Origin of the sequence: Nocardioides aquaticus, assembly GCF_018459925.1 — a bacterium.
GTDB classification, from domain to species: Bacteria; Actinomycetota; Actinomycetes; order Propionibacteriales; family Nocardioidaceae; genus Nocardioides; species Nocardioides aquaticus.
The window spans coordinates 2,482,262-2,502,206 of record NZ_CP075371.1 but is presented as its reverse complement, the minus strand read 5'-3'; the positions used below and the strand labels follow the sequence as shown (position 1 = coordinate 2,502,206).

The 19,945-nt window shown below is 73.4% G+C and carries 22 protein-coding genes and 1 tRNA gene; 15 read left to right on the top strand and 8 right to left on the bottom strand.

Annotated features, from left to right (window positions below; genetic code table 11):
- Positions 1–6: 6 nt before the first annotated feature.
- Together ENKNEFLB_RS23180 and ENKNEFLB_RS12140 are read left to right on the top strand one after the other, a co-directional pair.
- The gene (locus tag ENKNEFLB_RS23180) at positions 7–504 is read left to right on the top strand and encodes an acyl-CoA dehydrogenase family protein (protein ID WP_420830552.1); all 498 of its coding nucleotides are present in this window, start codon (positions 7–9) and stop codon (positions 502–504) included.
- Positions 504–1,733: an acyl-CoA dehydrogenase family protein gene (locus ENKNEFLB_RS12140; protein WP_214055668.1), complete on the top strand. Its 1,230-nt coding sequence runs from the start codon at positions 504–506 to the stop codon at positions 1,731–1,733. The genes ENKNEFLB_RS23180 and ENKNEFLB_RS12140 overlap by 1 nt, the downstream gene beginning before the upstream one ends.
- 90 nt (positions 1,734–1,823) lie before the next feature.
- Here ENKNEFLB_RS12140 and ENKNEFLB_RS12135 read toward each other — a convergent pair whose 3' ends face one another.
- Positions 1,824–2,114, bottom strand: a complete 291-nt coding sequence (locus tag ENKNEFLB_RS12135) for a YiaA/YiaB family inner membrane protein (RefSeq protein WP_214055667.1) — start codon at positions 2,112–2,114, stop codon at positions 1,824–1,826.
- A 95-nt stretch (positions 2,115–2,209) separates the two neighbouring features.
- On the opposite strand from ENKNEFLB_RS12135, the gene ENKNEFLB_RS12130 reads away from it, so the two are divergent.
- Together ENKNEFLB_RS12130 and ENKNEFLB_RS12125 are read left to right on the top strand one after the other, a co-directional pair.
- Complete coding sequence (locus tag ENKNEFLB_RS12130; RefSeq protein WP_214055666.1) at positions 2,210–3,535, top strand: DUF2252 domain-containing protein; 1,326 nt, start codon at positions 2,210–2,212, stop codon at positions 3,533–3,535.
- A gap of 59 nt (positions 3,536–3,594) precedes the next feature.
- Entirely contained in the window at positions 3,595–5,028 is a 1,434-nt protein-coding gene (locus ENKNEFLB_RS12125) for a GuaB1 family IMP dehydrogenase-related protein (protein WP_214055665.1), read from the top strand.
- 10 nt (positions 5,029–5,038) lie between these two features.
- Here ENKNEFLB_RS12125 and ENKNEFLB_RS12120 read toward each other — a convergent pair whose 3' ends face one another.
- Both ENKNEFLB_RS12120 and ENKNEFLB_RS12115 read right to left on the bottom strand, forming a co-directional pair.
- Positions 5,039–5,881 carry a DICT sensory domain-containing protein gene (locus tag ENKNEFLB_RS12120; RefSeq protein ID WP_214055664.1) on the bottom strand — a complete coding sequence of 281 codons (843 nt, stop codon included), beginning with the start codon at positions 5,879–5,881 and terminating at the stop codon, positions 5,039–5,041.
- A gap of 207 nt (positions 5,882–6,088) precedes the next feature.
- Positions 6,089–6,781 carry a LysR family transcriptional regulator substrate-binding protein gene (locus ENKNEFLB_RS12115; RefSeq protein ID WP_246535505.1) on the bottom strand — a complete coding sequence of 231 codons (693 nt, stop codon included), beginning with the start codon at positions 6,779–6,781 and terminating at the stop codon, positions 6,089–6,091.
- Between the two features lie 104 nt (positions 6,782–6,885).
- Between ENKNEFLB_RS12115 and ENKNEFLB_RS12110 the strand changes: the two genes are divergently transcribed.
- The 3 genes from ENKNEFLB_RS12110 (at position 6,886) to ENKNEFLB_RS12100 (ending at position 9,921) form a co-directional block, all read left to right on the top strand.
- The gene (locus tag ENKNEFLB_RS12110) at positions 6,886–7,953 is read left to right on the top strand and encodes a DUF2235 domain-containing protein (RefSeq protein ID WP_214055663.1); all 1,068 of its coding nucleotides are present in this window, start codon (positions 6,886–6,888) and stop codon (positions 7,951–7,953) included.
- Positions 7,954–8,018: 65 nt separating this feature from the next.
- Complete coding sequence (locus tag ENKNEFLB_RS12105) at positions 8,019–8,843, top strand: phosphotransferase (RefSeq protein WP_214055662.1); 825 nt, start codon at positions 8,019–8,021, stop codon at positions 8,841–8,843.
- Positions 8,844–9,048: 205 nt separating this feature from the next.
- Positions 9,049–9,921 (top strand): phosphotransferase enzyme family protein, encoded by an 873-nt coding sequence (locus tag ENKNEFLB_RS12100; protein WP_214055661.1) that lies wholly within the window; start codon positions 9,049–9,051, stop codon positions 9,919–9,921.
- 202 nt (positions 9,922–10,123) lie between these two features.
- Here ENKNEFLB_RS12100 and ENKNEFLB_RS12095 read toward each other — a convergent pair.
- Positions 10,124–10,209 (bottom strand) — tRNA-Leu (locus ENKNEFLB_RS12095).
- A gap of 79 nt (positions 10,210–10,288) precedes the next feature.
- Between ENKNEFLB_RS12095 and ENKNEFLB_RS12090 the strand changes: the two genes are divergently transcribed.
- Positions 10,289–11,650 carry a M20/M25/M40 family metallo-hydrolase gene (locus ENKNEFLB_RS12090; RefSeq protein WP_214055660.1) on the top strand — a complete coding sequence of 454 codons (1,362 nt, stop codon included), beginning with the start codon at positions 10,289–10,291 and terminating at the stop codon, positions 11,648–11,650.
- 87 nt (positions 11,651–11,737) lie between these two features.
- Positions 11,738–12,031: a Fe-S cluster assembly protein HesB gene (locus ENKNEFLB_RS12085; RefSeq protein ID WP_214055659.1), complete on the top strand. Its 294-nt coding sequence runs from the start codon at positions 11,738–11,740 to the stop codon at positions 12,029–12,031.
- A 51-nt stretch (positions 12,032–12,082) separates the two neighbouring features.
- Here the strand turns inward: ENKNEFLB_RS12085 and ENKNEFLB_RS12080 are convergent, their stop codons facing one another.
- Both ENKNEFLB_RS12080 and ENKNEFLB_RS12075 read right to left on the bottom strand, forming a co-directional pair.
- A complete protein-coding gene (locus tag ENKNEFLB_RS12080; RefSeq protein WP_160011118.1) occupies positions 12,083–12,271 on the bottom strand; it encodes a DUF5703 family protein in 189 nt (62 codons plus the stop codon).
- Positions 12,272–12,303: 32 nt separating this feature from the next.
- Positions 12,304–13,257 carry an aldo/keto reductase gene (locus ENKNEFLB_RS12075; RefSeq protein WP_214055658.1) on the bottom strand — a complete coding sequence of 318 codons (954 nt, stop codon included), beginning with the start codon at positions 13,255–13,257 and terminating at the stop codon, positions 12,304–12,306.
- 67 nt (positions 13,258–13,324) lie between these two features.
- On the opposite strand from ENKNEFLB_RS12075, the gene ENKNEFLB_RS12070 reads away from it, so the two are divergent.
- Both ENKNEFLB_RS12070 and ENKNEFLB_RS12065 read left to right on the top strand, forming a co-directional pair.
- Positions 13,325–14,149: an undecaprenyl-diphosphate phosphatase gene (locus tag ENKNEFLB_RS12070; RefSeq protein ID WP_246535504.1), complete on the top strand. Its 825-nt coding sequence runs from the start codon at positions 13,325–13,327 to the stop codon at positions 14,147–14,149.
- A gap of 26 nt (positions 14,150–14,175) precedes the next feature.
- A complete protein-coding gene (locus tag ENKNEFLB_RS12065; RefSeq protein WP_214055656.1) occupies positions 14,176–14,586 on the top strand; it encodes a VOC family protein in 411 nt (136 codons plus the stop codon).
- Between the two features lie 3 nt (positions 14,587–14,589).
- Here ENKNEFLB_RS12065 and corA read toward each other — a convergent pair whose 3' ends face one another.
- Complete coding sequence (corA, locus tag ENKNEFLB_RS12060; RefSeq protein WP_214055655.1) at positions 14,590–15,570, bottom strand: magnesium/cobalt transporter CorA; 981 nt, start codon at positions 15,568–15,570, stop codon at positions 14,590–14,592.
- A 61-nt stretch (positions 15,571–15,631) separates the two neighbouring features.
- Between corA and ENKNEFLB_RS12055 the strand changes: the two genes are divergently transcribed.
- From ENKNEFLB_RS12055 to mshC, 4 genes are read left to right on the top strand one after another with little or no spacing between them, the layout of a single operon-like run.
- Positions 15,632–16,351: a histidine phosphatase family protein gene (locus ENKNEFLB_RS12055; protein WP_214055654.1), complete on the top strand. Its 720-nt coding sequence runs from the start codon at positions 15,632–15,634 to the stop codon at positions 16,349–16,351.
- A 37-nt stretch (positions 16,352–16,388) separates the two neighbouring features.
- Positions 16,389–16,961: a DUF3090 domain-containing protein gene (locus tag ENKNEFLB_RS12050; RefSeq protein ID WP_214055653.1), complete on the top strand. Its 573-nt coding sequence runs from the start codon at positions 16,389–16,391 to the stop codon at positions 16,959–16,961.
- The gene (locus ENKNEFLB_RS12045) at positions 16,958–17,734 is read left to right on the top strand and encodes an SCO1664 family protein (protein WP_246535503.1); all 777 of its coding nucleotides are present in this window, start codon (positions 16,958–16,960) and stop codon (positions 17,732–17,734) included. Before ENKNEFLB_RS12050 ends, ENKNEFLB_RS12045 begins: the two co-directional genes overlap by 4 nt.
- Before the next feature lie 23 nt (positions 17,735–17,757).
- Entirely contained in the window at positions 17,758–18,999 is a 1,242-nt protein-coding gene (gene mshC, locus ENKNEFLB_RS12040; protein ID WP_214055652.1) for a cysteine--1-D-myo-inosityl 2-amino-2-deoxy-alpha-D-glucopyranoside ligase, read from the top strand.
- Between the two features lie 21 nt (positions 19,000–19,020).
- Here mshC and ENKNEFLB_RS12035 read toward each other — a convergent pair whose 3' ends face one another.
- The gene (locus ENKNEFLB_RS12035; RefSeq protein ID WP_214055651.1) at positions 19,021–19,869 is read right to left on the bottom strand and encodes a PAC2 family protein; all 849 of its coding nucleotides are present in this window, start codon (positions 19,867–19,869) and stop codon (positions 19,021–19,023) included.
- Between the last annotated feature and the right edge of the window lie 76 nt (positions 19,870–19,945).

Genomic DNA, 19,945 nt, shown 5'->3' with positions numbered 1-19,945 from the left:
CCGGCGATGGGCGTCCGCGCCGCCTCGCTCACCCGGCTGCACCTCGACGGTGTGCAGGTCCCGGCCGAGGCCCTGCTCGGCGAGGCCGACGGCTCCACCTACACCGAGTGCGTGCGCCTGTCGCGGATCGCGTGGTGCGCGCTCGCGGTCGGCACCGGCCAGGCCGTGCTCGACTACGTCACGCCCTACGTCAAGGACCGGGAGGCGTTCGGCGAGCCGATCGCCCACCGCCAGTCGGTCGCGTTCATGGTCGCCGACATCGCGATCGAGCTGCAGGCGATGCGCCTGCTGACCTACAAGGCCGCCGGGCACGTCGCCGCCGGCAGGGACGCCGCGCGCTCGACCGCGCTGGCGCGCAAGGCGTGCGCCGACAAGGGCATGCGGATCGGTCTCGACGGCGTCCAGCTGCTCGGGGGGCACGGCTTCGTCAAGGAGCACCCGGTGGAGCGGTGGTACCGCGACCTGCGGGCCGTCGGAGTCATGGAAGGAAGCGTGATGATCTAGTGATCAGCCTCGACGAGCCGAAGAAGTTCCGGCCGCTGGTCGGCCAGGCCCACCAGGTCGCGATGAACATGCTGCGCCCGGTGTCGCGCAAGTACGACAAGGGCGAGCACGAGTACCCCCGCGAGCTCGACATGCTCGCCTCGATGATCGACGGGTTGTCGGAGTCCGGCGCCGCCGAGGGTGCCGGCGCGAACGGCGTCGGGCGCGGTGACGACGCGAAGGCCGACAAGCGCACCTCGACCGGCGGCACCAGGAACGGCGCCAACCTCGCCTCGGTCCTCTCGATCGCCGAGATGTGCTGGGGCGACGTGGGGCTGCTGCTGTCGATGCCGCGCCAGGGCCTGGGCAACTCGGCCATCGCCTCGGTGGCCGACGACGAGCAGCTCGAGCGCTTCGCCGGCGTCTGGGCCGGGATGGCGATCACCGAGCCGGGCACCGGCTCGGACTCCGCCAACATCCGTACGACCGCCCGCCTCGACGGCGACGAGTACGTCATCGACGGCGAGAAGATCTACGTCACCGCCGGCGACCGCGCCGACCACATCGTGGTGTGGGCCAGCCTGGACCGCGACCTCGGCCGGGCCGCCATCAAGTCCTTCGTGGTGCCCAAGGGCACTCCGGGCATGCGGGTGGACCGGCTGGAGCACAAGCTCGGGATCAAGGCCTCCGACACCGCCACGATCATCTTCGAGGACTGCCGGGTGCCGGCCGCGAACCTCCTCGGGAGTCCGGAGGTGGACACCAAGCAGGGCTTCGCCGGCGCGATGGCGACCTTCGACAACACGCGGCCGCTGGTCGCCGCGATGGCCGTGGGCTGCGCCCGGGCCTCGCTGGACCTCACCCGGGACCTGCTCGCGCAGGCCGGCGTCGAGGTCGACTACGACCGGCCCGCACAGAACCAGTCCGCCGCGGCGGCCCGGCTGCTGGAGATGGAGGCCGACTGGGAGGGTGCGTACCTGCTCACCCTGCAGGCCGCCTGGATGGCCGACAACAAGCAGCCCAACTCGCTGGAGGCCTCGATGGCCAAGGCGAAGGCCGGCCGCGTGGGCTCGGCGGTCACGCTCGGCTGCGTCGAGCTGGCCGGGTCGATCGGCTACTCCGAGACCGAGCTGCTGGAGAAGTGGGCCCGGGACTCGAAGATCCTCGACATCTTCGAGGGCACCCAGCAGATCCAGCAGCTGATCGTGGCCCGCCGCGTGCTGGGCCTGACCAGCGCCCAGCTGCGCTGACCACGCGTCGAGACCCCGCGCCGACGGCGCGGGGTCCCCGGACCGCGCCCGGGGAGGGGACATGGGGCCTCCTCCCCGGGCGCTCCCGCGTCAGGAGACCTGGCGGAACGGGTCGTGCTCGGCCAGGAGCTTCTCCACCCGGGCCCCGTCGAGGCGGTGGACGACCGCCTGGTTCTCCTGGTTGTCGCGCACGCACTTGGCCAGCGTGAACGCCGAGGTGGTCAGGAACAGGGTGCCCAGGGCCAGGAAGGCCCGCACCCAGGGGTCGACCGGCAGGTACAGCACGGCGACGACCATGGCCAGCAGCGCGACGCCGAACGACAGCGCGGCCTGGACGAAGAAGGCGTTGGTGTTCTTGGACGAGGTGTGGTGGTTGCTCATGGCTCCACCCTCGCCCCGGGCGGGGTGCGCACGCGCCCGTCGTCCTACCCGGGTGGGCTGAGTACAACCGCTCGTCCGCGTGGCAGGGTGGCGCCATGGCGACCCCCCGTACGGCCGAGCGCCGCACCGAGACCATCGTGACGGTGCTCAACGACGCGTTCGCGTCGTTGATGGAGCGCGACCCCGCAGCGTTCCGCACGAAGTTCCGCAAGATGGCCGCCGACCCGCACTCGTTCTACCGCGGCACGGCCTGCCTGTTCTACGCCGACGTGACCCGCGACCCGGACCCGTTCTGCGACGAGCGCAGCGGCCGGATCTGGGTGCACGGCGACCTGCACGTCGAGAACTTCGGGACCTACCTCAACGCCGACGGCCGGATGGTCTTCGACGTCAACGACTTCGACGAGGCCTATCTCGGCCGGTTCACCTGGGACCTCCAGCGCTTCGCGGCCTCGCTGGCGCTGACCGGGTGGCAGAAGGCGCTGCCCGAGGAGGACGTGCGCCGGCTGATCGGTCGCTACGTCCGGGCCTACCTGTCCCAGATCGACGCCTACCGCGACACGGAGAACGACGAGGACTTCGCGCTCACGCTCGGCAACACCGAGGGCCCGATCCGGGCCGCGCTGCTCGAGGCCCGCGGCCAGACGCGTCGCGGCCTGGTCGGCGGCCAGACGCTGGTCGGCGAGGACGGCGGGCGTCGGTTCGCCGAGCACCCCACGGTGCGGCAGCTGTCCAAGACCGAGCGGGCCAAGGTCGCTCGCGCCTTCGAGCAGTACCTCGAGACGATCCCCGCGGACAAGCGCCACGACCGCCCGCTCTTCTACGACGTCCTCGACATCGTCGGCAAGTCCGGGTTCGGCATCGGCAGCGCCGGGCTCCCGGCGTACAACGTGCTGGTCGAGGGCTACAGCCAGGCGTTGGAGAACGACGTGCTGCTGTCGATGAAGCAGGCCAACGTGCCGGCGGTCAGCCGTTACGCCGAGGACGACTCGATCGAGCAGTACTTCGAGAACGAGGGCCACCGCACGGTGGTCAGCCAGCGCGCGCTGCAGGCGCACACCGACCCGTTGCTGGGCTACACCTCGCTCGACGGCGCGGGGTTCGTGGTCGCCGAGGTGTCGCCCTACGAGGTCGACCTCGAGTGGGGCGGGCTGATCGAGCCCGACGAGATCGCCGGGGTCGTCGACCTGCTCGGGCGGGCCACCGCGAAGATCCACTGCGCCTCCGACGAGGACAGCGACCAGGACCTCGTCGACTTCCAGGTCGAGCAGGCCGTCGCCGACTGCGTCGAGGGCCGCCGGCGCGAGCTGGTCGACTGGGTCACCGACTTCGGTCTCGGCTACGCCGACCAGGTCCGCGAGGACCACGCGCACTTCGTCGAGGCCTTCCGCTCCGGCGCGATCGGCGTCGCGTCGACCTGACCTGACCTGACCGGGACGGGACCGGCCCGGGGCAGCGGCCCGGTGGGTACGGTCGGGGCGTGGACTTCCTGCAGGAGAACCCCGGTCACGACCTCACCTACGACGACGTCTTCATGGTGCCCCGGCACTCGGACGTCACCAGTCGCTACGACGTCGACCTGACCACCCGCGACGGCACCGGGGCGACGATCCCGGTCGTCGTGGCCAACATGACCGCGATCGCCGGTCGCCGCATGGCCGAGACCGTGGCGCGTCGCGGCGGGCTGGTGGTCGTCCCGCAGGACATCCCGACCGGCGTCGTCGCCGACGTCGTGTCGTTCGTGAAGTCCCGCCACCTCGTGCTGGACACCCCCATCGAGCTGCGCCCCGACCAGACGGTGGCCGAGGCGCTCTCCCTGATCCCCAAGCGTGCCCACCGGGCCGCGGTCGTGGTCGAGGACGGCCGGCCGGTCGGGGTGGTCGCCGCCTCCGATTGCGCCGACGTCGACCGCTTCGCCCAGGTCGGCTCGGTGATGCGTCCGGCCTCGGCCACCATCAGCGCCGACGCGGACCCGCGGGCGGCCTTCGACCTGATCGACGCCGCCCGCGCGCCGCTGGCCGTCGCGGTGCACCCGGACGGCCGGCTCGCCGGCGTGCTCACCCGCACCGGGGCGCTGCGAGCGACCCTGTACGCCCCCGCGGTCGACGCTCGGGGCGGGCTGCGGGTCGCGGCCGCGGTCGGGGTCAACGGCGAGGTCGCCACCCGCGCCAAGGAGCTGCTCGAGGCCGGCGCGGACTGCCTCGTCGTCGACACCGCCCACGGCCACCAGGGCCGGATGCTCGAGGCGCTGGCCGCCGTGCGCGGGCTGGACCCGCAGGTCCCGGTCGTCGCCGGCAACGTGGTCTCCGCCGAGGGCACCCGCGCGCTGATCGAGGCCGGGGCCGACGTGGTCAAGGTCGGGGTCGGGCCCGGTGCGATGTGCACGACCCGGATGATGACCGGCGTCGGGCGCCCGCAGTTCTCGGCGGTCCTCGAGTGCGCGGCCGCGGCCCGGGAGCTGGGCGGCCACGTCTGGGCCGACGGGGGAGTGCGCCACCCGCGCGACGTCGCGCTCGCGGTCGCTGCCGGGGCGGCCTCGGTGATGGTCGGGTCCTGGTTCGCCGGCACGCACGAGTCGCCCGGCGACCTCGTCGAGGACGGCCAGGGCCGGTCGTACAAGGTGTCCTTCGGGATGGCCTCGGCCCGCGCCGTCGCGCACCGCACCGCGTCGGAGTCGGCCTACGACCGGGCCCGCAAGGGTCTGTACGAGGAGGGGATCAGCTCGTCGCGGATGTACCTCGACCCCGCCCGCCCCGGCGTGGAGGACCTCATCGACCAGATCTGCTCCGGTCTCCGCTCGGCCTGCACCTACGCCGGGGCCAGCACGCTCGAGGAGCTGCACGAGCGGGCGCTGATCGGTGTGCAGTCGGCGGCCGGGTTCACCGAGGGCCGCCCGCTGGCGACCTCCTGGTGAGGCCCGGGGGCTAGCGCTGCCGGTCGGCGTCGATGTAGGACACCGCGCGCAGGAACAGCCCGGCCGAGGTGACCTTGGCGGCACCCGCGAGCGCCGGGTCGGGGCCCTCGACCTCGTAGCCGGCGGCGGCCGCGATCTCGGTGCAGGCGGTGACCGAGTCGGACACGACGGCCGGGTCCAGGCTCCACGTCACCTCGAAGCGGCGCTGGCGGTCCGGCGTGCGGTCCTGCCCGGGGAGCTCCCAGGCGGCCATCGTCACCGGCAGGGTGCTCGACTCGCAGACCAGGAACCACTCCCGACGTGAACGGCTGCCGGCGTCGATCGGGACGTGCTGGATCCGCCCGGGCATCTCCAGCTCGTCGTCGGTGTCCTCGGCGAAGACGACCGCCGAGCGGCTCATCTCGGCGAGACGTCGCCAGCGCAGGGCCGCACCGGCGAAGAACGACGTGGTCTGGAAGCCGCCGAGGATGCGCCGCCGGTCGTTGGTCGCGCAGTACTCGTCCTCGATGGCGTGGGACAGCGACTGCAGGGTGCGCTTGGTCATCTGGTGCGGCATCAGCTCGGGGTGGCGGGTGCGCAGCAGCGAGTAGACCGAGTCCCCGACACGGCGCAGCGTGTGCGCGTCGGCGACGGCCTGCTCGAGACGCACGCCGCGGTCGCGGGCGGCCAGCACCCGGCGTACGGCGGCGACGTCGCTCTCGCGGTAGCGCCGGTGGCCCGAGGGCAGCCGGGACGGCTCGGGGAACCCGTGGCGCTGCTCCCACATCCGCAGCGTGCCGGCCGCGACGCCGGTGCGGGCGGCGAGGTCGCCGACGGTGAGGGTGGCGTCGTCGTTCATGTCTTCGATGCTCATAGCGTGGCCTCCTGTCCGCGTGGGATGACGGACGGCCGCCCCAGGACCGGAGAAATGTGACGGGGCCGGCAGCAGCCGGCCCCGTCGGGCACCTCGGGGGAAGGTGTTGGGACCACCGTACTTCGACAGGGCGTGTAGATCTACGTTGAAGTTCTCACCCCTCCGGGCAGGGTCACCCCGGTCAGGGGCCCGGTGGGGGTGGCGGTCTCAGTCGCGCGAGCTGCGTGCGGTGCGGCCGCGGACGACGCCGACGAAGGTCTGCACGTCGGGTCCGTCGACGTCGAGCGGCCAGACGAGGCCGACCTGGGTCGGCGGCAGGTCGGTGACCGGGCGGTAGGTGACGTCGCGCCGGTGGTGCAGGCGGGCCAGGGCCATCGGCAGCACGACCACGCCCGAGCCCGAGGCGGCGACCTCGACCGCGTCCGGGACCTCCATCGGGGGCCAGGGCAGCTGCTCGACCGTGGGGCGCCACCCCGAGCGCTCCGGCAGGACGAGCTGCTCGTCGGCCAGCTCCTCGGTGGTGACCTCGTCGGCGACCGTCACGACGTGGTCGAGGGCGACCACGACCACGGGCTGCTCGTCGTAGAGCGCGATGCAGTGCAGGCCGTCGCGGTCGACCGGCAGACGGGCCAGGACCATGTCGGCCCGCCCCTCGCGGACGACCTGCTCCTGGTCGGCCTCCTCGACCGGCACCAGGACCAGGGTGCGGCGGGAGCGCTCGCGGAACCGCTGCGCCCACTTGTCGGGCGTCGAGCCGGTCACGAAGGCGACCCGGAAGGGCTCGCTGGGGACCTCGACGGCCGGTGGGCGCGGCTGCTCGTGCGGACGGGGACGCGGCTTGTCCCTGACCGCCGGGGGCCGGCGCCGCTCGCGACGCGCGGGGGAGGAGGAACGGGGCACCGGTCGAGCCTAGGACACGCCCCGGGAGCCGGCGGCCGTCCTCCGACGCTGGTCGACGGCGCCACCGTGCCCTAGGTTCGGCAGCACGGCTCGTGGAGGTGGCGATGACCCGTCTGGTGGTGTGCTGCGACGGCACCTGGAACACCGCGCGCAAGGCCGCGCCGACCAACGTGGTGCGGCTGCACCGGGCGCTGGCCGCGCACGGCCCGGACGGGGTCGCCCAGCGCGGGCACTACGTCGAGGGCGTCGGCACCCGCCCGCTCGAGCGGCTGGTCGGCGGCGTGTTCGGCCTCGGCCTGTCGGCCAACGTCCAGGACGCCTACGCCTTCCTCGTCGAGCACTTCGAGCCCGGGGACGAGCTGTTCCTGGTCGGGTTCAGCCGGGGCGCCTACACCGCCCGCAGCCTGGCCGGCCTGGTGCGCAACGTCGGCGTGCTGCGGCGCGAGCACGCGGACCGGCAGGACGAGGCGTACGCGCTCTACCGCGACCGCGCAGAGCACCCGAGCGGTGAGGTGTCGACCGAGTTCCGGGCCCGGTTCTCCCACGAGTCGAGGGTCCGTGCCGTCGGCGTCTGGGACACCGTGGGTGCGCTGGGCATCCCGCTGGGCCGCCTGGAGGCCGTGCGCTGGGTCAACCGCCGGTGGCGCTTCCACGACACGGCCCTGAGCCGCCGGGTGGACGCCGCCTTCCACGCCGTGGCGGTCGATGAGCGGCGCAGGCCGTTCGTGCCGACGCTGTGGCAGGACGACCCGGCCGCGGCGGCGGAGGGCAGGCGGGTCGAGCAGGTCTGGTTCGCGGGCGTGCACTGCGACGTCGGTGGCGGGTACCCCGGGCACGGCCTCTCCGACGTGGCCCTGCTCTGGATGGCCGACCGGCTCACCGAGTGCGGCCTCGGGCTCGACCCGGACGCGCTGTCCCCGCCCGGGGTCGACCCGGACCCGCTGGGCCCCGTGCACGACTCCCGGACCGGGGTGCACCGGCTGACCCGTCCGGTCACCCGCGCCCTCGGGGCGGTCGCCCCCGGGTCCGAGCTGGCCGCCTCCTCCGCGGTCGAGCGCCGCGAGCAGGACCCGGCGTACGGCGCCAACCTCGGCGCCTACCTGGCCCGCCCCGACGCCCGTGTCCGCCCCGTCCGCACCCGCCGAGATGACGCTTCCGGACAGCCGAGGTGACGCTCGCGGACAGCCGAGATGACGCTCGCGGACATCCGAGGACACGCTTCCGGCACCCTGGGGGCGTGGCCGAGTCGACGCACCAGGTCCGGTTCCGCGGCGCGACGGTGGTCAAGACCTTCTCCCTGCGGCACGGCGACGAGGCCGAGCGCGAGTGGACCAACCTGGTCCTGCTGGACCGCTGGGCCCCGGGATCGGCTCCGCGGCCCGTCTCTCGCGAGGTCGCCGACGGCGCCGTCCGGGTCACCATGAGCAGGGTCCCCGGGGTGCCGCTCGCCGGCACACCACTGACGGGGGCACGGCTGCGCGCCGCCCTCGACGCCCTGGTCCGGATGCGTACGGCCGTGCCGCCCGCCGTGCTCGCCACGTTGCCACCGCGTCGCTCGGGCCCGGTCGAGATGGCGGCGCACCTGCACGCCGCGCTGGGCGCGACGTCGTACGCCGGTGACGCCGTCGTCGGTGAGGCGCTCGTCGCGGCCGGGGACTGGCTCTCGAAGGAGCCGGTGGCGCCGCCGACGCCGGAGGAGCTGATGCTGACCCACGGCGACGGGAACCTGGCCAACCTCGTCTGGGACGGCTCGACCTGCCGGGTCGTCGACCACGAGGACGGCGGCGTGGGTGACCTGCCGTACGAGGTGGCCGACCTCGTCGAGCACGTCACGGTCGTGCTGCCGGGCCTGCTCGCCGAGGACGGGCTCCGCACCCACCTCGACCGGCTCGGCCTGCTGACGGGGCCCGCGGCGACCCGACTGGCACAGCGGCGGGCGCTGCTGGCGACCTTCTGGCTGGTGATGCTGCTCCCGGGCAACAGGGGTCACCACCGCAACCCGCCGGGCAGCGACCGCGCCCAGGCCGTACGCCTCCTCGAGCACCTCGCCGCGCTGGGGTGAGGTGTCCGGAACCGTCATCTCGAGGCGCCGCGAGCGTCATCTCGGCTGTCCGGGAGCGTCATCTCGGCCGGGACCGAAGTGCAGGGCGCGGGAGCGCCGTTCAGCCGGGCCTCGTGGATAGGGTCGATCACCCACCTGCTGCTCCGCGAGGCGAATCGGGTCGCCCGGGTGGGCCCCACCCAGATCTGTGCCGAACGGGGGACCCATGTCATCGCCGCCGCCCGACCGACTTGCCAGCCTGCCCGAGCCGCTGGGGCTCTGGACGGACCGGGTGCTGGACCGGCCGCGGGTCGTCGGTCGGGCGCCGTCGTCCAGGATGGCGTCCGCCCTCGGGCGGGGTGTGCACCGTCTCGAGGACGCCGCACGACGGCGGTGGTTCCTGAAGTCCGAGCCTCGGCAGCACGCCTGGGACGCCGAGGTCCGTGCCTACCGCCGGTGGGTACCCGCTCTGGGTGACCTCGCCCCGTCCCTGCTCGACGCCGACTCCGACCTGCGGGCATTGATCGTCTCCGAGCTGCCTGGACAGCCCCCGAGCGTGCCCACTCCGCACCACCACTACCAGGCGGGAGCCCTGCTCAAGCGACTCCACGGGTCGATGCCGGCGCGTCCACGGCCCGCGGAGTTCGGCGGTCGCGGGGTGCTGGAGAAGATGAGGCGCGACTTCCCGCACGTGCTGACCCCCGAGGAGCACGACTTCGCGGTGACCCGGGCCGACCAGCTGAACGTGACGCCGGAGCCCGTGAACGTCCCCAGCCACGGTGACTACCGCGTCGGCAACTGGCTGGTGGACCGGGACGACGTGCTGAGGGTGATCGACTTCGGCAACGCCCGGTGGGCCCCGCCCGCCGCCGACCTGTCCGCGCTGGCGTACGGGCTGTGGTGGGACGACCCGGGTTCGCGACAGGCGTTCGCCCGTGGCTACGGCGAAGCCGACCTCCACGAGCAGCAGCGCTTCGTGGTCCCTCGACTCGGTGTCCGCGCGGCGCTTCAGGTCTACCGAGGCCACCAGTTCGGTCTGGCAGACAAGGTCGCCCGTGGCCGGCACCGACTCGGCCGGCTGCTGCACGACCACGACTGACGCCGGCCGCGCCCCGCCGGTGGGCGGGAGCGGAGTGCCGACCGCGTCCAGGCCGTACGCCTCCTCGAGCACCTCGCCGCGCTGGGGTGAGGTGTCCGGAACCGTCATCTCGAGGCGCCGCGAGCGTCATCTCGGCTGTCCGGGAGCGTCATCTCGGCCGGGACGGCAGAAGGACCAGGCCGATGACCTGGTCCTTCGTCGGTGTCCGAGGGGGGACTTGAACCCCCACGCCCTAATACGGGCACTAGCACCTCAAGCTAGCGCGTCTGCCAATTCCGCCACCCGGACGAGTGCGGGCGCAACGTTAGCAAAGGCCGCGGCCCGGTCCCGCATCGGGCGGGTGGAGCGCAGGTGCCACGATGAGGCCATGAGCAGCCACGGCGACCAGACGACCGGCGACGGCACCCCGACGGGCCCCCGCGACCCGGGCTACGACCCGGCGGCGGAGGTCGTCGAGACCTGCCGCGACCTGATCCGGATGGACACCTCCAACTACGGCGACGCCGACGGGCCGGGGGAGCGCAAGGCCGCCGAGCACGTCGCCGCGCTGCTCGACGAGGTCGGCATCTCCTCTCAGCTGGTCGAGGCCGAGCCGGGCCGGACCTCCCTGATCGCGCACTGGGGCGGGGCGGACCGCTCGCGCACCGACGCCCTGCTGCTGCACGGCCACCTCGACGTCGTGCCGGCCGAGGCCGCCGACTGGCAGGTCGACCCGTTCAGCGGCGAGGTCCAGGACGGCTACGTCTGGGGCCGCGGCGCGGTCGACATGAAGGACTTCGACGCGATGCTGCTCTCGGTGGTCCGCGCCCGTGCCCGCGCCGGCGCGGTCCCCGACCGTCCGGTGGTGCTGGCGTTCACCGCCGACGAGGAGGCCGGCGGGCACAAGGGCGCCGAGGTCCTCGTCCGTGAGCACGCCGACCAGCTCGAGGCCTGCACCGAGGCCGTGGGGGAGGTCGGCGGCTGGAGCGCGACCGTGCGCGGGCGCCGGGTCTACCTGATCGAGGCCGCGGAGAAGGGGATGGCCTGGATGCGGCTCACCGCACGGGGCCGCGCCGGCCACGGCTCGATGATGAACCACGACAACGCCGTCACCGACCTCGCCGGCGCGATCGCGCGGATCGGGTCCTACGAGTGGCCGGTCCGGCTGACGCCGGCGATGCAGACGCTGCTGGCCGCGGTCGCCGACCTCGCCGGCACCGAGGCCACGCCGGCCAACGCCGAGTCGCTGGTCGAGGAGTTCGGCGGCGCCGCCCGGATGCTCGGCGCCGTGATCCGCAACACCGCCAACCCGACCATGCTCAGTGCCGGCTACAAGGTCAACGTGGTCCCGCAGGAGGCCACCGCGCACGTCGACGGCCGGTTCCTGCCGGGCTTCGAGGACGAGTTCTTCGACACCCTCGCCGCGCTGTGCGGGGACACGGTCGACATCGACTTCGTCAGCCACCAGAAGCCGTGGGAGACGCCGTACGAGGGCGCGCTGGTCGACGCCATGGGCCGCTCGCTGCTGGCCGAGGACCCCGGGGCGCTCGTCGCGCCGTACCTGATGAGCGGGGGCACCGACGCCAAGCACTTCACCCGGCTGGGGATGCGGTCGTACGGGTTCGCCCCCCTGCGGCTGCCCGACGACCTCGACTTCACTGCGCTCTTCCACGGCATCGACGAGCGTGTGCCGGTCGACGCGCTGGAGTTCGGGTCGCGGGTGCTCGACCGGTTCCTCGACGAGGTCTGACACGCGCGGGCGGCCTCCCGACTTGAACGTCGGGGGCTCGGTCGGCAGGGTGGACGACGTCCAGCCCCCCATCGGAAGGAGAGCGACATGCTCACCCTCACCGAGAACGCCAGCACCATCGTGAAGGACCTGAACGACCAGATCGCGACCGACCAGGGCCTGCCCGAGGCCGGCCTGCGCATCTCCGGCGAGGACGGCCCCGAGCCGTCGTTCGCGGTCAGCGCCGCCGACCAGCCCGCCGCCACCGACCAGGTCGTCGAGCAGGACGGGGCGAAGGTCTTCCTGGACGAGATCGCCAGCGCGCAGCTCGACGACAAGGTGCTCGACGCCAGCGTCGACGAGGCCGGCAACGTCGCGTTCGCCCTGGGTCTCCAGGCCTGAGCCTGGTCCCCGCCCCGTCAGGGGGTGCTGCGCCGCAGCGCCGCAGCCGGCCTAGAAGAACGTGGGTCGCAGCTGCCGGATGATCTTGCGGCGCAGCACCACCCGACGGGTCCCGTCGGACCCGATCCGCACCCGGTCGAGCTCCCAGCCGCCGTGCTCGGCCCGCTCGACCAGCAGCTTGGTGACCACGCCGCGGGGGAACTCGCGGTCGAAGGTGACCTTGTCGAACTCCCACTCCACCGCGCGCCCGGGCGGACGTCGACCCGCCCGGCTCACCGCGAGGCCTCCGAGACGTCGTCGAGCGCGGTCGCGATCTCGCGGGGAAGCGTCTTGGCCTCCGTGCCGAGGGCGGCCGTGAGCTGGGCGGCCGTGCGCGAGCCGAGGATCGGGGCCGTCACCCCGTGGCGGTCACGGACCCACACCAGGGCCACCTCCAACGGGGTCCACCCGAGGCCGTCCGCGGCGCGGGCGACCGCCTCCACCACGCGGGCGCTGTCCTCGTCGAGGTAGGCCCCCACGAAGCCGGAGAAGACCGGCGACGCCCCGCGCGAGTCCGACGGCGTGCCGGCGCGGTACTTCCCGGTCAGCACCCCCCGTCCCAGCGGTGACCAGGGCAGCACCCCGAGCCCGAGGGCGTCGGCGGCCGGCAGCACCTCGTGCTCGACGGTGCGGTTCAGCAGCGAGTACTCGACCTGGGTCGAGACCAGCGGACTGCGTCCCGGGCCCGCCTGCTGCCAGGTCGCGGCGCGGGCGGTCTGCCAGCCGGCGTAGTTGGAGATCCCGACGTACGCCGCGCGCCCGGTCGCCACGGCGTGGTCCAGCGCGGCCAGGGTCTCCTCCATCGGGGCCGAGGCCGACCAGGTGTGCACCTGCCAGAGGTCCACGTGGTCGACGCCCAGGCGGGCGAGCGAGGCGTCCAGGGTGCGCAGCAGGTGACGCCGCGAGGTGTCCACGACGCGGGCGCCGGAGCGACGGGAGATCCCGGCCTTGGTGGCGATCACGACGTCGTCGCGGTCCACGACCCTGCCGATCAGGGAGCCCAGCAGGGTCTCCGAACCGCCGTCGGTGTAGCCGGCGGCGGTGTCGACCAGGGTGCCGCCGGCCCCCACGAAGGCGGTCAGCTGCTCGCGAGCCTCGTGCTCGTCGGTGTCGGCGCCCCAGGTCATCGTCCCGAGCCCGAGCCGCGAGACCGACAGACCGCTGCTCCCGAGGCGTCGCTGCTGCATGGGCGCAACCGTAGCGATCCGCGCGCCGCCCGCCGACGCGACCCGCACGCGGTCTAGGGTCCTGACCGTGTCGGACCTGTTCGAAGCCCTGGTGCTGGGGGTGATCCAGGGACTGACCGAGTTCCTGCCCATCTCCAGCAGCGCCCACCTCCGGATCTTCCCCGAGCTGTTCGGCTGGGGTGATCCGGGCGCCGCCTTCACCGCGGTGGTGCAGATCGGCACCGAGCTGGCGGTGCTGATCTACTTCCGCCGCGACATCTGGCGGATCGGCTCGACGTGGGCGCGTTCCCTGGTCAAGCCGGAGCTGCGCGGGCAGCTGGACGCCCGGATGGGCTGGTACATCATCGTCGGCTCGCTGCCCATCGTGGTGCTCGGCCTGTTCTTCGAGGACGCCATCGACCGCCAGCTGCGCAGCCTGTGGATCATCGGCACCACCCTGATCGTGCTCGGGATCGTGCTCGGCCTGGCCGACCGCTACGGCGCCAACGACCGCGGGCTGAACAAGCTGGGGCTCAAGCACGCCGTGCTGATGGGCGCCGCCCAGGCCGCGGCGCTCGTCCCCGGCGTGTCCCGCTCCGGGGCCACGATCTCCATGGGCCGCGCGCTCGGCTACGAGCGCGCGGACGCCACCCGCTACGCCTTCCTGCTGGCCATCCCGGCCGTGGTCGGCGCGGGTCTCTACAAGCTCAAGGACGTGCCCGGCTCCGACAACCCGTACGGCTGGGGGCCGACGCTGCTGGCCACCGTCGTGTCGTTCGTGGTCGGGTACGCCGCCATCGCCTGGCTGCTGCGCTACGTCTCGACCCGCTCCTACACCCCGTTCGTGGTCTACCGGGTGCTGCTCGGCGCCGGCGTGCTGCTGCTCGTCGCCTTCGGCGTGCTCCAGGCCTGAGCCCGCCCGGCGCCTAGCATCGGCGGATGACCGCCCCCACGCCCTACCTCACGTTCCCGGGCACGGCCCGCGACGCCCTGGCCTTCTACGGCGACGTGTTCGGCTGCTCGGTCCAGGTCCACACCTTCTCCGAGATGTCGAGGACCGACGGTCCGGACGACGCCGTCGCCCACGGGTACCTCACCGGCGGGCCCGTGGCCCTGTTCGCGGCGGACGCCGCGAGCGACGAGCGCGCCTTCCGTGCCGAGGGCCTGCTGTTCTCGCTCCTGGGCACCGCGCCCGCGGCCACGCTGCGGCAGTGGTTCTCCGACCTCTCCGCGGGGGGTCGGGTGGTGGACGCGCTGCAGCAGCGCCCGTGGGGCGCCTGGGACGGTCAGGTGGTCGACCGGCACGGCCTGACCTGGCTCATCGGCTTCGAGGACGACCCCGACGCCTGAGGCTCACAGCCAGCCGGAGCGCTTGAAGAACCACCACAGCACGCCGGCGATGCCGAACATCAGCGCCAGCGCGTAGGCGTACCCGTAGGTCCAGTGCAGCTCGGGCATGTGGTCGAAGTTCATCCCGTAGATGCCGGCGATCAGGGTCGGGACCACGACCAGGGCGGCGCCGGCGGAGATCTTGCGCATGTCGTCGTTCTGCTGGACCGAGATCCGGGCCAGGGAGGCGTCGAAGGCGGTGGACAGCAGGGAGTCCAGGCCGTCGACCGCGTCCGCGGCCTGGGCGAGGTGGTCGGAGACGTCGCGGAAGAACGGCGAGGCCTCCTGACGGATGCCGGGCACCTCGCCCACCGAGAACCGTCGCATCGGCTCGCGCAGCGGCAGCACCGCGCGCCGCACCTCGCTGATCTCGCGCTTGAGCACGTAGATCCGGTTCGAGTCGTCGGTACGGGCGGGGGAGAAGACCGAGGACTCGACCTCGTCCACGTCGACCTGCAGCGCGTCGACCACGGCCACGTAGTCGTCGACGACCTGGTCGCACACCGCGTAGACCACCGCGGAGGGACCGTGGGTCAGCACCTGCTCCTCCCCCTCGAGGTAGGTGCGGGCGCTCTGCAGTCCGGAGCCGTCGCCGTGACGGACGGTCACCACGAAGTGGGCGCCGACGAAGAGGCTGATCTCACCGGTCTCGACGGCGTCGTCGGCATCCACGTACCAGAGCGTCTTGAGGACCAGGAAGAGCCCGTCGCCGTAGCGCTCGAGCTTGGGGCGCTGGTGGGCCTTGACCGCGTCCTCGACGGCGAGCGGGTGCAGGTCGAAGGCGCCGGCGACGTGGGAGAGCTCCTCGGCCGTCGGCTCGTGCAGCCCGATCCAGACGAAGTCGTGGGCGCCCTCGACCTCCGAGCGCAGCGCCGCGTAGTCGTGCGGCTCGACGTCGAGCTCCTGGCGGCACCCGTCGCGGTAGACGGCGCTGTCGACGATCACCGGGCCACGGTAGGCCCGGGCCGCGCGGGCACGCCACCGGGCGCGCCCTAGGCTCGCGGCCATGGCCACCGTCATCCTCGTCCGCCACGGCCGCACCAGCGCGAACGCCAGCGGCACCCTGGCGGGGCGGACGCCCGGGGTCCGTCTGGACGAGACCGGCGTCGGCCAGGCCCGGCGCACCGCCGAGCGGCTCGGGCCCGTGCCGCTCGCCGGTGTCGTCAGCAGCCCGCTCGAGCGCTGCAAGCAGACCGCCCGCGAGATCCTGCGCGCCCGCCCGGACGACGGTCCCGAGGTCCCGCTCAGCACCGACAAGGGCCTGGTGGAGTGCGACTACGGCGACTGGCAGGGCCGGCTGCTCAAGGACCTGGCCAAGGAGCCGCTGTGGTCGACGGTGCAGTCGCAGCCCTCCGCGGTGACCTTCCCGGGCGGTGAGTCGATGGCGACGATGCAGGCACGCGTCGTGGCCGCCGTACGCCGCCACGACGCCGCGGTGACCGCCAGCCACGGCGACGGGGGCGTGTGGGTGGCGGTGAGCCACGGGGACCTGATCAAGGCGGTGCTGGCCGACGCCCTCGGCATGCACCTCGACCTGTTCCAGCGGATCACGGTGGACCCGGCGTCGGTCTCGATCGTGCGCTACACCGGCAGCCGGCCGTACGTCGTGGCCTCCAACACCCACGCCGGCGACCTGTCGTGGATGGCGCCGAGCCCGCAGGCCGACGGCGAGGAGGCCGCCGCGCCCCAGGACGCCGCCGTCGGCGGGGGAGCGGGCCCGGCCTGACGCGCCCACCCTTCGGGCACGTCATAGGGTGAGCGACATGCCCATCGTCCACGGCTTCGACCCTCCCGAGCGCTTCGTCGCCGGCACCGTCGGCGAGCCGGGCTCGCGGACCTTCTTCCTCCAGGCCCGGTCCGGGCCGCGCATCGTCAGCGTCGCGCTGGAGAAGCAGCAGGTGGCCGCGCTCGCCGAACGCGTCGACGAGCTGCTCGACGAGGTGATGACCAGCGAGAGCACCGAGGGCCTGGTGCCCGCGGTCGCCCCGGTCGCTCTCGAGGACGGTGCCCCGCTCGAGCAGCCGATCGAGGAGGAGTTCCGCGCCGGCACCATGACGCTGTCGTGGGACCCCGACGACGAGCGCGTGGTGATCGAGGTCTTCCCGTTCGTCGAGACCGCCGTCGTCGGCCCCGACCAGGACGAGGCCGACGAGCCCGAGCCCGACGAGATGATGCTGGTCCGGCTGGAGCCGGGCACCGCCCGTGCCTTCGTCAAGCGCACCGAGCAGGTGCTCGAGGCCGGCCGCCCGTCGTGCCCGTTCTGCGGCATCGCGGTGGACCCCGACGGCCACCTGTGCGTGCGCGCGAACGGGTTCAAGCGCCGCGACCCCGCGTGAGCAGCGCCCCCGAGGAGCAGGCGGTCCCGACGGGGGACCTCGAGCTCCGCGGTCGGATCATGCCGGCCTCGAACGCCACCTTCCTCGGCGACCTCGGCGGGGTGCCGGTGGTCTACAAGCCGGCCGCCGGCGAGCGGCCGCTGTGGGACTTCCCCGACGGGACCCTGGCCGACCGGGAGGTCGCCGCCTACCTGGTCTCGTGCGCCACCGGGTGGGACGTGGTGCCGCAGACCTGGCTGGCCGAGGGCCCGCACGGCCTGGGCATGGTGCAGCGCTGGCAGGAGCCGGACCCCGAGCAGGACGCCGTCACCATCGTCGGCGAGGGGGAGCTGCCCGACGGCTACCTCTCGGTCTTCGACGGTCTCGACGAGATGGACCGCGCCGTCACGCTGGTCCACGAGGACACCGCCCCGCTGCGCCGGATGGCCGTCTTCGACGTGCTGGTCAACAACGCCGACCGCAAGGGCGGGCACGTGCTGGAGATGACCGGGGGTCACCGCTACGGCGTGGACCACGGCGTCGCCCTGCACCACGAGCACAAGCTGCGCACGGTGCTCTGGGGCTGGCGCGGGGACGCGCTGAGCGACGAGGAGGTCTCCGGCGTGCTGCGCGTGCGCGAGGCCCTCGGCGGCTGGCTCGGCGCGGCCCTGGCCGACCACCTCACCGACCTCGAGATCGCCTGCGTCGACCAGCGCGCACGCCGCCTGCTGGACCGCGGCTGCTTCCCCGCACCGCGGGGGGAGTACCCCGCCATCCCGTGGCCGCCGTTCTGATCCGGCACCTCTAGGCTGCGCCCATGCGTTCCTGGTCTGCCCCCGCGGTGCCCGCCCTGCCCGCCGCCGGCCCGCCGGTCGCGGTCCACGACTCCACGACGGGCCGCCTGCAGACGCCGTCCCCGACCGACGGCCCCGCCCGCCTCTACGTCTGCGGGATCACCCCGTACGACGCCACGCACCTCGGCCACGCCGCCACCTACGTCGGCTTCGACCTGCTGAACAGGGCCTGGCGCAGCGCGGGGCGCGAGGTCGCGTTCGTGCAGAACGTCACCGACGTCGACGACCCCCTGCTGGAGCGCGCCACCAAGGTCGGTACGGACTGGCGCGCGCTGGCCGAGCGCGAGACGCAGCTGTTCCGCGACGACATGACCGCGCTGCGGGTGCTCCCGCCGGACGCCTACGTCGGCGCCGTGGAGTCCATCCCGCTGGTCGTGACGATGATCGAGCAGCTGCAGGAGGCCGGTGCGGTCTACGCCGTCGACGGCGACCTCTACCACCGCGTCGGCTCGGACCCCGCCTTCGGCCAGGAGTCCGGCCTGGACCGCGACACCATGCTGACGCTGTCCGGCGAGCGCGGCGGCGACCCGGACCGCGCCGGCAAGGAGGATCCGCTGGACCCGGTCGTCTGGCGCGCCGAGCGACCGGGCGAGCCGTCCTGGGACAGCCCGTTCGGGCCGGGGCGCCCCGGGTGGCACGTCGAGTGCGCCGCGATCGCCACCGAGCACCTGGGAGGCGCGATCGAGGTGCAGGGCGGCGGCAGCGACCTGATCTTCCCCCACCACGAGATGTGCGCCGGGCACGCGCAGGTCGTCCACCCGGGCGTGCCGTTCGCGCAGACCTACGTCCACGCCGGGATGGTCGGCTACGACGGCGAGAAGATGTCGAAGTCGCGCGGCAACCTGGTCTTCGTCTCGGCGCTGCGTAACAGCGACGTCGACCCGATGGCGATCCGGCTGACCCTGCTGCGCCACCACTACCGCTCCGACTGGGAGTGGACCGACGCCGAGCTGTTCGACGCCGTCGACACCCTGGCGACCTGGCGCCGGGCGCTGGCCCTCGGTGCGGGCGCCCCCGCGCTGCCGGTCGTGGAGGAGGTGCTCGCCGCGCTCGCCCACGACCTGGACGCCCCGACCGCCGTCGCCGCCGTGCAGCGCTGGGTCGACGCGACCCTGGGCACCGAGGGGCTCGCCGACACCGGCGACCCGGAGGCGTCCTCGACGATCCACGCGGTGCTCGACGCCGCGCTCGGCCTCAGCCTCTGACCCGGCGGTCGCGCAGGACGCTCAGCCGTCCTCGCGGCGCCGCTTGAGGTACCGCTCGAACTCCCGGGCGATCGCCTCGCCGGAGGCCTCCGGCAGGTCGGTGGTGTCCCGGGTCTCCTCGAGGCTGCGGACGTAGTCGGCGACCTCCTCGTCGTCCTCGGCCAGCTCGTCGACGCCGCGCTCCCACGCCCGGGCCTCCTCGGCGAGGTCCTCGAGCGGGATGGACACCTCGAGCAGCTCCTCGAGCTGACCGATCAGCGCCAGGGTCGCCTTGGGGCACGGGGGCTGCGCCACGTAGTGCGGCACCGCCGCCCAGTAGGACACCGACGGCATGTCGAGCTTCACGCAGGAGTCCTGGAAGACGCCGACGATGCCGGTCGGGCCCTCGTACGTCGACTGCTCCAGGCGGAGCCGGTCCACGAGCTCCGGCTCGGTCGCGGTGCCGCTGACCGGCACCGGGCGGGTGTGCGGGGTGTCGGCGAGCAGCGCGCCGAGGGTGACCACCAGCTCGCCGCCGAGCTCGTCGACCGCGGCCAGCAGCTCGGCGCAGAACTGGCGCCAGCGCATGTTGGGCTCGATGCCGCGGACCAGGATCACGTCGCGGTCCAGGTCGGGCGGCGAGGCCACCGCGATCTGCGTCGTCGGCCAGGTCAGCCGGCGGAAGCCGGTCTCGTCGGTGCCCACGTAGGGGCGGTTGACCTGGAAGTCGTAGAACTCCTCGGGATCGATCGCGCCGACCACCCGGGCGCCCCACACGTGCATCAGGTGGTCGACCACGGAGGAGGCGGACTCGGCGGCGTCGTTCCAGCCCTCGAAGGCCGCGATCACCACCGGGTCGACCAGGTCCGTGGTGTGCGAGATCTCGATCACCGGCACAGCCTAGGAGACCGCGTCGGGGATTACGGCCGGTGCCGCCCCTGGTGACACGATGGACACGCGGTGAGAC